Raw genomic sequence first — 16,574 nt, forward strand, 5'->3', positions numbered from 1 at the left:
CTTCTTTGCCTAAAGGTATAAATTCAAATTAAAACTCGGCGTTCTGCGGCGTTCTAGGGTAAGGGATTACATCGCGAATGTTGCCCATGCCAGTGGCAAACTGCACCATGCGCTCGAACCCGAGCCCAAATCCACTGTGAACCGCTGTTCCGAATCTTCGTAGATCCAAATACCACCAAAGTTCTTTTTCGTCAATTTCTAGGGCTTTGATTTTTTGTTGAAGCACATCCAAGCGCTCTTCCCTTTGGGAACCTCCCACGATTTCACCAATACCTGGGAACAAAACGTCCATGGCCCTAACGGTTTTTCCATCCTCGTTCAAACGCATATAAAATGCCTTGATGTTGGCTGGATAATCAAAAAGGATAACAGGACATTTAAAGTGTTTTTCCACCAAGAAACGTTCGTGCTCACTTTGTAAGTCTGCACCCCATTCCTCGATCGGGAATTGGAATTTCTTTTTCTTGTTGGGTTTGCTGTTTTTCAATATTTCGATAGCCTCGGTATACGAAACACGCTTGAAGTTGTTATCCACAACAAACTTTAATTTTTCCAACAAGGCCATTTCAGAACGCTCGGCCTGGGGTTTTGATTTTTCTTCATCCAACAATCTTTTCTCTAAAAACTCAAGGTCGTCCTTGCAGTTTTCCAACACATATTGGATAATGTTTTTGATGAAGTCTTCAGCCAAGTCCATGTTGGCATCCAAGTCATAAAATGCCATTTCGGGTTCAATCATCCAAAATTCGGCCAAGTGTCTTGACGTATTAGAGTTCTCCGCTCTAAACGTAGGTCCAAACGTATATACCTTTCCCAACCCCATGGCGTAGGTTTCAGCTTCCAATTGACCAGAAACCGTTAAGTTGGTCTCTTTTCCGAAAAAATCTTCTGTGTAATCTACAGCGCCCGCTTCATTAACAGGTGGTTTTTGGGCGTCCAAAGTGGTTACGCGAAACATTTCCCCCGCACCTTCGGCATCCGAACCTGTAATGATCGGAGCGTGCATATAGTAAAAACCGTTTTGCTGAAAATATTGGTGAACAGCAAAAGAAAGGGCAGACCTAACACGCATTACTGCCGCAAAAGTGTTGGTGCGCACTCTCAAGTGTGCCTTTTCCCTTAAGAATTCCAAGGAATGCTTTTTAGGTTGAATGGGATAGGTCTCTGGGTCGGCAGTACCGTGAACAAAAACATCGGTAGCCTGAATTTCTACAGACTGCCCTCTGCCTTGGCTCTCTACTAACTCACCGGTAATTTTTAAGGCAGCTCCAGTACTGATTTGTTTTAGCAATGCTTCATCCAGATTTTCAAAATCTACAACGCATTGCAAATTATGTATGGTCGATCCATCGTTCAATGCGATAAATCGGTTGCTTCTAAATGTTTTTACCCATCCATTTACTTCAACGGAATCTCCTACGGGTTGCTTTTCTAGCAATTCTTTTATGGAATAAGACATCATTTTTCGACTATGGTAATTTAGTGGGTAAAGATAGCTTTTTGATAAAAAACGATGGCAATGGAAATGGCTAATTTATAGCGCTTCCGTAGACTATTTGTCCAAATCTCCTTCTTCGTCCTTGGGTAAAATGTCAATTTGAGGTTTTTTGAGGACCTGCTTGTTCGCAATGCTTCGCTCCAAGGAAAGTAGAAGGGACGGTAATAGAATCAAATTGGACAACATGGCAAACAGCAAGGTGGCTGAAACCAGTCCTCCCAGCGCTTTGGTGCCTCCAAAATCGGAAATAATAAATACCGAAAATCCGAAGAAGAGTACAATAGAGGTGTAGAACATGCTTACTCCAGTTTCTCGTAATGCAGCATACACAGATTTTTTAATATGCCAACGATGCGTGGCCAGTTCTTGCCGGTATTTGGCCAAAAAGTGAATGGTGTCGTCCACCGAAATACCGAAGGCAATACTAAACACCAAAATTGTTGAGGGTTTAATGGGAATTCCCAAAAATCCCATGAGTCCTGCCGTGATGACCAATGGCAATAAATTCGGAACCAAGGAAATCAATACCATTCTGAACGATTGGAACAAGTAGGCCATAAATAGGGATATCAAACCAATGGCCAGTGCCAATGACATGAGCAGGTTCTTTACCAAGTATTTGGTGCCCTTTAAAAATAAAAGTGCCTTTCCCGTCATAAATACTTCAAACCGATCTTCAGGGAAATTTTTGGTTATGGCCTCTTGAACATCTTTTTCAATTTCTTCCATGCGGTCGATTTTTACATCGCGCATGTAGGTTGTTAAGCGAGCGGTTTGGCCTGTGCTGTCGACAAAACTTTCCAAAAGATTCCCATCGGTGGATGACCTTGAAACAGCATCCATTATAAAGGTGTTCTCTTGACTTGTGGGTAATTGATAGTATTTTGGAATTCCGTTGTAAAAGGCTTGTTTGGAATATTTTACCAAATCAACAATGGAAATAGGTCTTGAAAGTTCTGGAATTTCATCAATAACCTCTCCCAAACGATCCATGCGTTTTAGGGTGGCAGGTTTGGTGATTCCATTTTTACGTTTGCTGTCCACTACAATTTCCATCGGCATAATGCCATCGAACTCTTGCTCAAAAAATTGGATGTCTTTGTAGAAATGGGTGTTTTTGGGCAGGTCTTCAATCCTGCTTCCTGTAATTCGCATTTGGTAGATGCCCACCACGCTCAAAACCAAGACTCCAACAGTAACCATGTACACGGCGATTCTGTGATCGCGAACCATGCGCTCCATCCAGTTCACAAAGAAGTCCATCCATCTTTTGTTCAAGTGCTTTAAGTGCTTGGATTTTGGAAGCGGCATAAAACTGTAAATGATCGGAATAATCAAAAGGGACAAAATAAAAATACCCACAATATTTATGGAGGCAACAATACCAAACTCCTTTAGGAGCGCACTATCTAGAATGATAAAAGTGGCAAATCCTGAAGCTGTAGTAATATTGGTCATCAAGGTGGCATTTCCAATTTTGGAAATAACACGCTGCAACGATTTGGCCTGATTACCATGTTTGTTGACTTCTTGCTGATATTTATTGATCAGGAAAATACAATTGGGAATCCCGATCACAATGATCAATGGCGGAATAAGTGCCGTTAAAATGGTAATCTCATACTGCAAAAGCCCCAAAATACCGAAGGCCCACATCACCCCGATGATTACGACGAACATAGAGATAAAGGTGGCTCTAAAACTTCTAAAGAAAAAGAAGAAAATGATGGAAGTGACCAAAAGGGCGGCAACAATAAAGATGCCTATTTCATCAGTGATAGATTTTGTATTCCAAGTTCTGATGTATGGCATTCCCGAAATGCGAACATCCATTTGTGTTTCAGCTTCAAAAGTGTCAACAAGGTCTCGGAGATCATTCAGAATAAATTCGTTTCGGACAGCCGTGTTCATGATGTCCTTGTCCATGTACGCAATGGTCTGAATGGTTCCGCTTTCTGGATTGTAGACTAGATTGTCGTAAAAAGGAAGTTCCTTGAACAAATGGTGTTTAAGAGAGTCTATTTCTTGTGTAGTGGTAGGCTCGTTCTTAATAAAGGACTCCATAACAAAGGATTGGTTATCCTTGTCCTTTTCCAATACCTTTAGGTTTTCCAAAGAGATTACGTAATCAATCTCTGGGAAAGCGGCCAATTGCTTGGCGAGTCGGTTCCAGCGGTTAAAGTTGTCGGTTTCAAATAGGGCAGAATCTCGGATGGCCAAGACCACTGCGTTGCCTTCTTCACCAAAAATTTTGGTAAAGGCTCTGTATTCGATGGTGGCAGGGTGGTCGTCGGGTAAAATATTTGCTTCGGAATTGGAAAAACGGATGTTTTTCCACTGCATTGCCAAGAATACAGTGAATGCGACAACACCTAAAAGAATGAGGATTCTATTCCGAAGAATAATGCGTGCGACCTTAGGCCAAAATCCTTTTGAGAGCTTTGCTACCATTTGGTTTTTGTTGGGCGCAAAGGTAAAAAATGAAATGCTGTGTTCCTAGGAATCAGACCTGTCAATCCTAAAGAATTACACCTTCATGATTTCCGCTTCTTTAACGGTAAGAATGGAGTCGATTTTGCTAATGTACTTGTTGGTCAATTCTTGAACATCTACCTCGGCATTTTTCAACAAATCTTCAGAAATATCCAATGATTTCAATTCTTTGTTGGCTTCTTGTCGAGCACTGCGAATACTTACTTTGGCATCTTCGGCTTCGGCTTTTGCCTGTTTGGTCAATTGGATTCTTCGTTCCTCGGTCAATGGTGGTACATTGATGATGATCATCTCACCATTGTTCATAGGATTAAAACCCAAATTGGCATTCATAATCGCGGTTTCAATTTCACTTAAAAGGTTTTTTTCCCATGGTTGAACGGAAATGGTTCGAGCATCTGGGGTGTTGATGTTGGCAACTTGTGATAGTGGGGTTTGGGAACCGTAGTATTCCACCATCACTGTGGATAACATCATTGGACTGGCTTTTCCTGCACGTATTTTTATTAAGGCTTTTTCCAAGTGGGAAATCCCTGCATCCATGCTTTCTTTTGCGCTATCGAGTACAAACTTTACTTCTTCGTCCATAATTTTAAATTTTAAAAATTGAAACCTAATCGAGTATCAAATTAAACATTGACCACTGTTCCTATGTTTTCTCCTGATAATAATTTCATTAAGTTGCCACGAGTGTTCATATCAAAAACTACGATGGGCAATTCGTTTTCCTGACTTAAAGTAAATGCGGTGGTATCCATTACTTTCAATCCTTTGGAAAGTACATCGTTGAACGATAAGGAATCGAATTTTGTGGCGCTTTTGTCCTTTTCGGGGTCGGAGGTGTATATACCATCTACGCGGGTTCCTTTTAAAATCACATCTGCTTTAATTTCAATAGCTCTTAAAACAGCGGCTGAATCGGTAGTGAAATATGGATTTCCGGTTCCCCCTCCAAAAATAACAACCCTTCCTTTTTCCAAATGGCGCATGGCTCTTCTTCGGATAAAAGGCTCTGCTACTTCATTGATTTTGATGGCCGATTGCAATCGGGTCTGAACACCTTTAAGTTCTAAAGCGCTCTGTAGGGCCAATCCGTTGATTACGGTGGCCAACATTCCCATGTGATCACCTTGTACACGGTCCATGCCTTGACTCGCTCCTGCCAAACCTCGGAAAATGTTACCTCCGCCAATTACAATGGCTACTTCAACACCTTTATCAACAACGGCTTTGATTTCATCGGCATATTCTTCCAATCGCTTGGCGTCGATACCGTATTGTTGTTCGCCCATAAGGGCCTCTCCACTAAGTTTTAATAAAATTCTCTTGTATTGCATTGAAGTTTCTTGAAGTCCGGACAAAAATAATCAAAATTATTTTTGGGAAATGAAGAATAGTGGATAGAAAAGGACATAAAAAAACCGCTCCCTTATGGAAGCGGTTTCTTGTGATTTATTTTGCTGGGAATTAACCCAAAGCTACCCTTTTAAATCCGATAACCTCAAGGCTTGAGTCTACGGACTTAACGTATTGGGCAACACTTTGTTTGCTGTCTTTAATGAAATCTTGGTTCACCAAAGTGTTATCTTTAAAGAAACGCTTCAATTTACCTTTCGCAATATTGTCCAACATGGCTTCTGGTTTACCTTCTTGACGCAATTGGTCTTTGGCAATCTCGATTTCTTTGTCGATTACAGATTGGTCAACGCCTTCTTCGTTCAAAGCAACAGGGTTCATTGCGGCGGCTTGCATTGCAACATCTTTTGCAGCTTCTGCAGCACCATCAACATTAGCGGACAAACCAACCAATGTTGCAATTTTGTTACCAGCGTGGATGTAAGATCCTACGAAAGGAGCGCTCAATTTTTCAAAGCTTCCTACTTCGATTTTTTCACCGATCACACCTGTTTGCTCAGTTAATTTTTCAGCAACGGTCATACCTTCAAATGAAGCGGCCAAGAAATCATCTTTGCTATCAAATCCAAGAGCTAGCTCAGCCAAATCGTTCGCAAGTTTTACGAAACTATCGTTTTTCGCTACGAAATCAGTTTCGCAGTTCAAAGAGATAACCACACCTTGAGTGCTGTCGTCGCTTACTTTTGCAATTGCAGCACCTTCAGAAGATTCTCTGTCGGCTCTTTTAGCTGCTACTTTTTGACCTTTTTTTCTTAGGATTTCAATTGCTTTTTCAAAATCACCTTCAGCTTCAACCAATGCTTTTTTGCAATCCATCATTCCAGCTCCGGTGGTCTTTCTTAATTTATTTACCTCTGCGGCGGTAATCTTTGCCATTTTATTGCTTTTTAAAATTTTATGTAAAGTAAAACACTGTAGTAGTGTTTTGTTTTAGGACAATGTTAAATCAAGGTTGAATTATTCTACTCCTCCCTTTACTTTGTCTTGCCATTCTTTAAGAGCGTCCCACTCACCATCAGCAGCCATTTTAGCTTGCTTTGGCCAAGAAGTTGGGTCCAAGTGCGCCAAAGTCGAGCTGGCATCGGTCAATACGGTTTTGATATCTTCTGTATCGGCTTTAGCCAAATCAGAGAAAGAAACGATTCCGCTTGCTACCAATGCTTCGGCAGCTTTTGGTCCAATACCTTCTACTTTGGTAAGGTCGTCGGCTTTAGGAGCCTTTTTTGGTGCCTTTTCAGCTTTTGGAGCTTCTTTTTCCTCTTCTTTGCCGTTGGATTTTTCGCTTTTACGCTCTTCCAAACCTTCAGCAACAGCTTTGGTTACTTCTTCCAAGATTACTTCGATAGATTTTCCGGCATCATCATTGGATGGGATTGCGTAATCGATATCTCTTGGGTCGGAGTTGGTATCTACCATGGCAAAAATTGGAATGTTCAATTTTTGTGCTTCTTTTACAGCAATGTGCTCACGCATGGTATCAACAATGAAAATTGCACCAGGCAAACGAGTCATGTCTGCAATGGATCCCAAGTTTTTTTCCAATTTTGCTCGCAAACGATCTACTTGCAATCTTTCTTTTTTGGAAAGGGTGTTGAAAGTTCCATCTTTCTTCATACGGTCGATGGAAGCCATCTTCTTAACCGCTTTACGGATGGTTACAAAGTTGGTCAACATACCACCTGGCCATCTTTCTGTGATGTAAGGCATGTTTACTTTGGATACTTTATCCGCAACAATGTCTTTTGCTTGTTTCTTGGTAGCTACAAAAAGGATTTTACGTCCTGAAGCTGCAATTTTCTTAAGGGCTTCATTGGCCTCTTCCAATTTTGCAACCGTTTTGTAAAGGTTGATCACGTGGATACCGTTACGCTCCATGTAGATGTAAGGAGCCATGTTTGGATTCCACTTTCTTGTTAGGTGTCCAAAATGCACACCTGCTTCGAGTAAATCTTTTACTTCAATTTTACTTGCCATTTCTGTACTTAGTTTACGTTCCGTTGTAGTAAGCAATGGGTTGGTGGTCACTTCACGTTCGCCCAATCCATTTAGATGCTAAACTAAATTCCAAAAAGTCGATTCTTTTTTCCTTTTGGAACAACGACAACTTTGGTTAAAAATATAACCCTGAAAAAATGATTCCAGGGTTTTCAATGAACTTATTTATATAATAGGTGCAAAAACACCTAGTACTATTAACGTTTAGAGAACTGGAATTTCTTACGGGCTTTCTTCTGACCGAATTTCTTTCTTTCCACCATTCTTGGATCTCTGGTTAATAGACCTTCTGGTTTAAGAACAGCTCTGTTTTCTTCGTTGATTTCGCACATTGCTCTGGACAAAGCCAAACGAACGGCTTCTGCCTGACCTGTGATACCACCACCGTAAACATTTACTTTTACGTCGTAGTTACCTTCGTTCTCGGTTAGTGCGAAAGGTTGCATTACTTTGTACTGAAGTGTGCCAGTAGTAAAGTAATCGTTAAGGTCTCTTTTGTTTACTGTGATGTTTCCAGAACCTTCAGAAACATATACTCTTGCTACAGCAGTTTTTCTTCTGCCTATCTTATGAACCACTTCCATTATTTGTAGTCGTTTAAGTTTATTGCTTTTGGTTTTTGGGCCTCTTGACCGTGCTCAGCACCGCTGTAAACCTTAAGGTTTCTGAAAAGTTCTGCACCCAATTTATTTTTTGGAAGCATACCTTTTACAGCGTTTTCAACAATGCGCTCTGGGTGTTTGCTCAAAACTTCTTTGGCAGTAGCAGAACGTTGTCCACCTGGGTAACCAGTATATCTAAGATATTCTTTGTCATCCCATTTGTTGCCGGTCATGGTAACCTTCTCAGCATTGATGACAATAACATTGTCTCCACAATCAACATGGGGGGTGTAGCTTGGCTTGTATTTTCCTCTAAGCAACTTGGCCACTTTGGACGCCATTCTTCCCAAGGTCTGTCCTTCAGCATCAACCAATAACCACTCCTTGTTAACAGTAGATTTATTGGCGGAAATAGTCTTATAACTTAATGTATCCACTTCTCGAATATTATTGATTTAAAAACCTATCCCGATAAACGGGCTGCAAATGTACAATTATTAGATTGAATTACAAACGGTTGGTGGGGAATATTTTTTCGCCTTTTTTAGAATTCAATATTTGGGGTGTAGCAATGGGGCAAATATCGGGAGAATTTGTTAAAAAATCTTAAAAAAACACTTCAACTGTAACTGATGACATTTTGATGAGTCTTTAAAATATCATCAATCAAAAAACAAACAGTTTGAAACACTCCTTCCTTGGCATGCTGTGCCTTTTGGTTTCCATTGTAACAAGTGCTCAAGATTCTACCGAAGTTATTGAAAAGAAAATATATGTGACCCAGGCCTTGGGAGAAATGGCTGCTCCAGCCATAGATGGAATATTAGAAGACCAAGCATGGGATATGGTCGAATGGGGAACCGATTATATTGAATGGCAACCTGATGAAAACACTCCTCCCACCGAACAGACCAAGTTTAAAATACTTTATGATAGCAAGAACCTATATATAGGTGTGCGCTGTTATGATGCCGAACCCGATAAAATAGTAAAACGACTTTCGCGACGTGATGGTTTTGAAGGGGATTGGGTAGAGTTTAATATTGACAGTTATTTTGATAAGCGAACGGCTTTTTCCTTTAGCATCACGGCAGCAGGGGTAAAGGGCGATGAATTTGTATCAAACAATGGAAACAATTGGGACGCTAGTTGGAACCCCATTTGGTATGTTAAAACCCATATTGATGATGAAGGCTGGACCGCTGAGCTTCGAATACCTTTAAGTCAACTTAAGTTTGGAAATGAAGAAGAACAGGTTTGGGGCCTTCAATCCACCAGACGATATTTTAGGAATGAAGAACGTTCCCTTTGGCAACGTAAACCTGTGGATCAACCGGGTTGGGTAAGTGAGTTTGGAGAATTGCACGGTTTGAAAAACATTCAACCCCAAAAACAATTGGAAATTCAACCCTATACCGTGGCCAAAACCGAAACCTACGAGGCTGAAGAGGGCAATCCCTTTCGGGATGGAAGTGAAAGTAATATTACCGTTGGTCTCGATGCCAAAATTGGAATCACCAATGATCTAACCTTGGATTTGACGGTAAACCCCGATTTTGGTCAGGTGGATGCCGACCCTTCTGCTATTGCATTGGATGGATTTCAGATATTTTTTCAAGAACGACGTCCATTTTTTGTAGAGAACAAGAATATCTTCGATTTTAGGGTCTCGCAATCTGAAGCAGGGAACACCTTTGGGTCTGATAATGTGTTTTATTCCCGCCGTATTGGAAGAAGTCCGCAATCCTATCCAAATACCAATGATGGAGAGTTTGTAGACCAACCCGACAATACCCCTATAATAGGAGCGGCAAAATTCAGTGGAAAAACAAAAGACGGATGGGCCATTGGCGTTTTGGAGAGTGTGACCGCAAGAAGAAATGCCATTATTAGAACTGGTACAGGCGATGAACGAAAGGAAATGGTAGAGCCCATGACGAATTATTTTGTGGGGCGCCTTCAAAAGGATTTCAATAATCGGAACTCCTATATTGGTGGACTTTTCACGGCAACCAATCGTGAGAATCTTCCTGAAACCTTAAACTTTTTGCATACTTCGGCCTACACGGGAGGTTTTGATTTTAAGCACCAATGGGCCAACCGCGATTGGTATATTGGCGGAAATATCACATATAGTCATGTAAAAGGGAGCGAAGAAGCCATTACAAACACCCAACAATCCATTGGACACCTATTTAATAGGGTGGATGCTGACCATGTAAGCGTGGATACAACCAAAACATCGTTAACTGGAACAGGTGGAAATGTACAAATTGGGAAAGTCGGCAACGGGCATTGGAAATTTGAATCTGGTGCTACTTGGCGTTCCCCAGAATTGGAACTCAATGATATCGGTTTTCAAAGACGAGCCGATGATATACGCCATTACACTTGGGTGGGCTACCAAACCCTAAAACCCGACAGCACATTTAGGCGAGTGGGCATCAATTACAACCATTGGACGGCTTGGGATTTTGCTGGAAACCATAATACACTTCAGTTCAATACCAATAGTTGGCAAAATTGGAAAGGCAACTGGTTCACCAATATTGGATTCAATTATGCACCCTTGGAGTACGATAATTTTGCACTGCGCGGTGGTCCAAGACTACGGCAATCCCCATGGATGAGTTTTTGGAACAGTGTGAATACCGATAGTCGTAAAAAAATTAGGTTTTCAGCCTTTCATAATGGAAGAAAGGCGGTTGATAATTCCATAAAGACCTATTATATAGAGGGAGGATTTGTATACCAACCCATCAATGCACTACGAATCTCAGCCTTTCCTTCATTGCGGATAAACCACGACAAATTGCAATTCATTACTAATTTTGAGGATGTAAATGGTAGTCCAAGGTACCTCAATGGTGAAATCAACCAGCGTACTTTAAGCATGTCGTTCCGGTTGAATTTTACCATCAATCCAAATTTAACCATTCAGTATTGGGGGCAACCCTTTATTTCGCGAGGTCGCTATTCCAATTTTAAATATATTACGGACCCGTTGGCCAAGAGTTTCGAGGATCGTTTTATGCAATATGGTCCGCAGCAAACTTCTTACGCGGATGGAGTGTATGGTATTGATGAAGATTTGGATGGGATTGATGATTTTGCTTTTGATGATCCTGATTTCTCTTTTGTGCAGTTTCGATCCAATTTGGTAATTCGTTGGGAATACATTCCAGGTTCGGAAATATTCTTGGTTTGGTCGCAAGATGTATCCCGAAGTGGAGACCCATCCGAAGGATTATTGCCGAGTTTGGGAGACAACATTTTTGGTCAGAAACCCCAGAACATTTTCTTGTTGAAAGCAACCTATCGGTTTGTGCTTTAAAGTCATTCCGTTCGGACACTGAGCGAAGTCGAAGTGTTGAATATGGTTTGCTAAATCCAATTTAATGAGATACTGAAAAATTCAGCATGACGTTTGTTCATATTTTGGTGTCATTCTGAACGAAGTGAAGAATCTAATTCTATAGTTAAGATGGACTACTGTCTAAGGCAAGCAGTCGAGATGGCTTTTGGGCAGTTTGTCATTCCTGCGAAAGCAGGAATCCAAAAATCTAATCCTCAGTTCGAGTTTTTTCCTTTAGGAAAAAGTATCGAGAACTGGTTTGGTGAAAATGAAATTCTAATTCTCGATACAATTTTGTGTTTCACCTCAAAATCACTCGAATTGACGAATTTCTTTAATCTTTTATAATTTTCCGCAACGCCTTAACCAAAGCAGCATTCGCTTCAGCATCACCTATGGTGATTCGAACCTTGCCAGGTGCCCCAAATTGGGAAACAGGACGCACCATAATCCCTTCTTCCATCATTTTATCGGTGAATTCCATTTCAGGAAAAGGCGGGTCGATGATAAAAAAGTTAGCCTGACTTGGCCAATATTTGATACCTAAATCGTCAAAGGCTTTGGCAATAAAAGTTCGGCCCTCCAAAACGGTTTTTACGGTTTCCTTGATAAATTCGGTATCGTTCAGGGCGCCAATGGCGGCATCGATGGAAGTCAAAGGAAGTAAAAATGGTTTATGAATTAATCGCACATAGTTGGCAATGGTGGGAGTGGTGTATCCATATCCAATACGTTGCCCGGCCAAACCATAGGTTTTGGAAAAACTGTTCAGTCCAACCACATTATGACCCTCCAAAACATACGGCAACGCGGTCACATAATCTTCTGCATCTGCAAAATGACGGTACACCTCATCAAAAACAACCACAATGTTTTTGGGAACTCGGGCCATAAAATCATCCATCACTGATTTTGGAATGTAGGTGCCTGTGGGATTATTGGGACTGGTCAAAAAAATGATTTTGGTCTTCTCGTTAATGGCATTCAAAATACCCGCAACATCCAATTCGTAGTTAGGAGCCAAAAGGGGAACATCCACTTGTTTGGCACCGTACCATCTCGAAAAAACGGAATAGGGTAGAAAACAAGGGTTGGAAAAAATTACTTCGTCCCCTTCATTGATAAAAGCTCGAAGCAGGATATCCAAAATCTCCGAACCACTGTTACCGCACAAAAACTGCTCGGCAGTCAATTGGCCCTCAAAATCTTTCAACAAAGCTTCCCGTAAACGGATATCGGTCTGATCAGGATAAATATCAATATGATCCAAAGCGGCTTTGATTGCGGCAATGGCCTTAGGCGAAGCACCCAATGGATTTTCGTTGGAAGAAAGTTTGTATATTTTTTTATCGGTCGGTGGAATGTTTTTTCCTCCTTTGTACACCTCTTTGGGCACTAAATGTGCCTTAAAAATGGATTTTATGTCTTTTTTCATTTAAATCATCTTTACAAACCCTCCCCATAAAGCAACAGCACCATGGCTTTTTTGGTATTGCCATCCTTCAGTATACGCTGGGCCAATAAATGGATGTCTCTTTTCGATAATGCTTCGCCACCTTCCAAAACTCCTGTTACATCAATTTCAGAAGCAGAGGGCAAATGCTCCAAATTTCCCAAACGGCCTAAATCATTTCCAGTGAGTACATCGCTGTTGCGAATACCTTTAGGTAAAGCATCAACCCCAATGCCCAATGAGCGGATAGGTTTGGTCACTTCAAATAGGGATTCTTTTATGGCTCGGATGTACCAATTGCCGCCCATTCTGCCTACCAAATCCAATTTTTCGGTATCCAAAATGCCTTCGGTGAAATATTTTTCATCCACGTGGATCAGCTCTACTTTTGCAATCACCAAATTACCTGCACCAGGAGTTTGTGCCAATTCAATCACCTCTTGCACTGAACATTCAAAAGAAATTGGGGATTCGGCTACGCGGGGTGGTTTTACCTTTTCACTGGGAATTTCGGTAAACCCGGCTTTTACAAATTCGTTTACTCCTTTGGCGTAGGCCGTACTTGAAAGCGACATTTGCTCCACCATGTCGTGGTTCACCACATTGATGACCACCTCAGGTACCTCCAAAACATTTTCATGTGTGTTTTTTAAGGAATTGTCCCGACCACTTCGCGCAGGTGAAAATATCATTACGGGCGGATTGGAACTGAACATATTGAAAAAGCTGAACGGGCTCAGGTTTACATTCCCGTTTTTGTCCACTGTACTTGCAAAACAAATGGGTCGTGGCGCAATGGCGGTCGACATAAGGTTGTACAATTCCAAATTATTGGATGTTGATGGGTCTATGGTTTTGATCATATTATGTATTACTGTCATTCCCGCGAAAGCGGGAATCTATTTAATTTCAAAGGTGACTGAGCGAAGCCGAAGTCACAATTCTATTTCGGTTGCTTCGATTCCGCTCAGTATCTGTGAATAATCTATTTAATTTCTTATTTTGGTGACTGAGCGTAGTCGAAGTCACATTAAATTCACAGTGGTTTTGACTGCGCTCAACCACCGCATTTATTTTGCAGGCAACACTTTAGTGCTCACTGCTCCAAATCCGACTCTAATATCGCCTTTTTGGGCGAAACCACGAAGCGTGACGGTATCTCCGTCTTCTATAAAAGTGCGTTCCGGGCCGTCATCTAGTTTGATTTTTTTAGAGCCACCCCAAGATAATTCCAACATAGAACCAAAACTGTTTTCTTCTTTGCCTGAAATGGTTCCTGAGGCCATCAAATCCCCAATAGCAATGTTGCACCCATTTACGGTATGATGTGCCAATTGCTGACTCATATTCCAATACATATGTTTGAAATTGCTTTGGCAAACCGTTGTTTCTTTTTCATTTTCAGGGGTGATACTCACCTCAAGGTTGATATCGTAATTCTTTTTCCCTTCATATTTTAAATAAGGCAATACCTCGGGTTCTTGTTTCGGGCCTTCGGTTTTGAATTGCTCCAAGGCTTCTAAGGTTACCACCCAAGGCGAAATGGAGGATGCGAAATTTTTGGCCAAGAAAGGACCTAGTGGTACGTACTCCCATTTTTGGATATCCCTAGCTGACCAATCGTTGAATAGGACCAAGCCAAAAATGTAATCTTCGGCTTCACTGGTTGAAATGGAATCTCCCAATGCGGTGTCTTTTGCGCAGATAAAACCGATTTCCAATTCAAAATCCAATCGTTTGGTGGGACCAAAAACAGGAGTAGTTTCACCTTTCGGCAATGTTTGACCTTTGGGTCTGTGGATGGATTGTCCGCTCACGATAATGGAACTTGCTCTGCCATGATAGCCAACGGGAATATGTTTCCAATTCGGCAAAAGCGCATTTTCGGGGTCACGGAACATTTTCCCAACATTGGTAGCGTGCTCCAAACTTGAATAAAAATCCGTATAATCACCCACTGAAACAGGCATATGCATTTGGGCTTCGGACTGTTTCACGAAAAGTTCAGGTTTTCCAGCTAAAACGGATTGGTCGTCTTTTAACCAAAATTGAATCTTTTTACGAACCCTTGCGGTGATTTCTTTTCCAAGCGAAATAAAATCGTTCAAGGTATCTTTTTCCAAAAGGGCAGTATTGAATTCAAATACATCCAATTCGGCCACAGCGGCCAAATCCAAAATATGGTCACCAATGGCGACACCCACCCGTGGACTCCTGTCTACAGTGGAAAAAATCCCGAAAGGAATATTGTGAATCGAAAAATCCGAGTTTTCAGGTATTTCTATGATCATTCAAGTTCGTTTATGTCATTCCCGTGAAAACGGGAATCTATCTTTATTTTGGTTTGCCGTTGATGCTTCGGCTACGCTCAGCATCCACTAAAAATCTATATTTTTATTAAAAAGGTGATTGAGCGTCAGCCTGCGGCAGGCAGGAAGTCGAAATCACAAACCTATTTTTTGTCATTTCGAACGAATGTGAGAAATCTAAAATTGAGATTTCTCAATCGCTTCGCTCATTTCGAAATGACATTCAATTTACTCCAACCACGATTTATAGTACTTGCCATCATCAATTTTGAGGGCATTCTCTGTTACTTGCAAAGGTTTGAATGTATCAATCATCACGGCCAATTCTTCCGTACCTTGTTTGCCAATACTCGCTTCATAGGTACCAGGGTGCGGTCCGTGTGGAATTCCAGCAGGGTGTAACGAAATATAACCGGGCCCAATACCTGTTCGGCTCATAAAATCTCCATCCACATAATATAGCACCTCGTCCGAATCTATATTGGAATGGTTGTAAGGCGCAGGAATCGCTTTTGGATGATAATCGTACAACCTCGGGCAGAACGAACACACCACAAAAGCACTGGTCTCAAAAGTTTGGTGCACAGGTGGCGGTTGGTGCACTCGACCTGTAATGGGTTCAAAATTATGGATGGAAAATCCGTAGGGGTAATTGTAACCGTCCCAGCCGACCACATCAAAAGGGTGGGTGGCATAAACAAGTTGGTGCAACATGCCCTGCTTTTTGATTTTCATTACAAACTCGCCCTTTTCATCAAAAGTTTCGAGCTCTTGCGGCAATTTGTAGTCGCGTTCACAAAAAGGGGAATGTTCCAAAAGTTGCCCAAACCAGTTGCGATAGCGTTTTGGGGTATAAATGGGATGGAATGATTCTGCATATAAAATGCGGTTGTCCTCCGTATCAAATTCAATTTGATAGATCATGCCCCTTGGAATGATGAGGTAATCTCCATATTCAAAAGGAATGTTGCCTAAAAAAGTTTTTAAGGTTCCCGACCCTCGCTGGATAAAAAGCATCTCATCGGCATCTGCATTTTTATAAAAATAATCGGTGACAGATTTTCTGGGAGCAGCCAAACCAACATGAACGTCGTTGTTCACCAAAAGGGGTTCGCGTGCCTCCAAAAAATCATCTTTGGGAGCCACATCAAATCCTATAAACTTTCGACTGGTGATATTTTTCGCCACCGCAATTTTTGGGCTTACGTCAATCGCCTTTCCAATTTCTTTCACCTGTGTAGGTCTGTGAACATGGTAGGAGAGTGACGACATGCCATCAAATCCGATAGTGCCGAAAAGTTGCTCGTAGTAGAGTCCACCATTCGGTTTTTCGAATTGGGTATGCCGTTTTTGCGGAATTTTCCCGAGTTTATGATAAATAGGCATTGCTTTAGTTTTAAGTGTAAAGTGTTAAGTGATGAGTTTTAGACACAACTCAAAACTTAACACTTAA

At 41.4% G+C, this 16,574-nt stretch carries 13 protein-coding genes; 1 reads left to right on the forward strand and 12 read right to left on the reverse strand.

Features of this window, described 5'->3' with window-relative positions:
• Positions 1–28 precede the first annotated feature (28 nt).
• The 8 genes from asnS to rplM all read right to left on the reverse strand — a co-directional run bounded on the left by asnS (position 29) and on the right by rplM (position 8,441).
• Entirely contained in the window at positions 29–1,462 is a 1,434-nt protein-coding gene (gene asnS, locus ABT310_RS08540) for an asparagine--tRNA ligase (protein ID WP_375323484.1), read from the reverse strand.
• Positions 1,463–1,552: 90 nt separating this feature from the next.
• Positions 1,553–3,949: an RND family transporter gene (locus ABT310_RS08545; RefSeq protein WP_375323485.1), complete on the reverse strand. Its 2,397-nt coding sequence runs from the start codon at positions 3,947–3,949 to the stop codon at positions 1,553–1,555.
• Positions 3,950–4,024: 75 nt separating this feature from the next.
• Positions 4,025–4,579 (reverse strand): ribosome recycling factor, encoded by a 555-nt coding sequence (frr, locus tag ABT310_RS08550; protein WP_375323486.1) that lies wholly within the window; start codon positions 4,577–4,579, stop codon positions 4,025–4,027.
• A gap of 41 nt (positions 4,580–4,620) precedes the next feature.
• Positions 4,621–5,328 carry a UMP kinase gene (pyrH, locus tag ABT310_RS08555; protein ID WP_375323487.1) on the reverse strand — a complete coding sequence of 236 codons (708 nt, stop codon included), beginning with the start codon at positions 5,326–5,328 and terminating at the stop codon, positions 4,621–4,623.
• Between the two features lie 130 nt (positions 5,329–5,458).
• On the reverse strand, positions 5,459–6,283 hold the full coding sequence (tsf, locus tag ABT310_RS08560) for a translation elongation factor Ts (RefSeq protein ID WP_375323488.1): 825 nt from the start codon (positions 6,281–6,283) through the stop codon (positions 5,459–5,461).
• 81 nt (positions 6,284–6,364) lie between these two features.
• Positions 6,365–7,381, reverse strand: coding sequence for a 30S ribosomal protein S2 (rpsB, locus tag ABT310_RS08565; protein ID WP_375326165.1), 1,017 nt, complete (start codon positions 7,379–7,381; stop codon positions 6,365–6,367).
• A 218-nt stretch (positions 7,382–7,599) separates the two neighbouring features.
• Positions 7,600–7,986, reverse strand: a complete 387-nt coding sequence (rpsI, locus tag ABT310_RS08570) for a 30S ribosomal protein S9 (RefSeq protein ID WP_375323489.1) — start codon at positions 7,984–7,986, stop codon at positions 7,600–7,602.
• Positions 7,986–8,441 (reverse strand): 50S ribosomal protein L13, encoded by a 456-nt coding sequence (gene rplM / locus ABT310_RS08575; RefSeq protein WP_375323490.1) that lies wholly within the window; start codon positions 8,439–8,441, stop codon positions 7,986–7,988. The genes rpsI and rplM overlap by 1 nt, the downstream gene beginning before the upstream one ends.
• Positions 8,442–8,707: 266 nt before the next feature.
• Between rplM and ABT310_RS08580 the strand changes: the two genes are divergently transcribed.
• Positions 8,708–11,338, forward strand: coding sequence for a DUF5916 domain-containing protein (locus ABT310_RS08580; RefSeq protein WP_375326166.1), 2,631 nt, complete (start codon positions 8,708–8,710; stop codon positions 11,336–11,338).
• Between the two features lie 355 nt (positions 11,339–11,693).
• Here the strand turns inward: ABT310_RS08580 and ABT310_RS08585 are convergent, their stop codons facing one another.
• The 4 genes from ABT310_RS08585 to ABT310_RS08600 form a co-directional block, all read right to left on the reverse strand.
• Positions 11,694–12,794, reverse strand: coding sequence for a pyridoxal phosphate-dependent aminotransferase (locus tag ABT310_RS08585; RefSeq protein WP_375323491.1), 1,101 nt, complete (start codon positions 12,792–12,794; stop codon positions 11,694–11,696).
• A gap of 11 nt (positions 12,795–12,805) precedes the next feature.
• Complete coding sequence (locus ABT310_RS08590) at positions 12,806–13,675, reverse strand: flavin reductase family protein (protein ID WP_375323492.1); 870 nt, start codon at positions 13,673–13,675, stop codon at positions 12,806–12,808.
• Between the two features lie 207 nt (positions 13,676–13,882).
• Positions 13,883–15,103, reverse strand: a complete 1,221-nt coding sequence (gene fahA / locus ABT310_RS08595; protein WP_375323493.1) for a fumarylacetoacetase — start codon at positions 15,101–15,103, stop codon at positions 13,883–13,885.
• A gap of 246 nt (positions 15,104–15,349) precedes the next feature.
• Positions 15,350–16,507 (reverse strand): homogentisate 1,2-dioxygenase, encoded by a 1,158-nt coding sequence (locus tag ABT310_RS08600; RefSeq protein ID WP_375323494.1) that lies wholly within the window; start codon positions 16,505–16,507, stop codon positions 15,350–15,352.
• Between the last annotated feature and the right edge of the window lie 67 nt (positions 16,508–16,574).

Origin of the sequence: Flagellimonas cixiensis (assembly GCF_042134615.1) — a bacterium.
In the GTDB taxonomy this organism is placed as follows: Bacteria; Bacteroidota; Bacteroidia; order Flavobacteriales; family Flavobacteriaceae; genus Flagellimonas; species Flagellimonas cixiensis.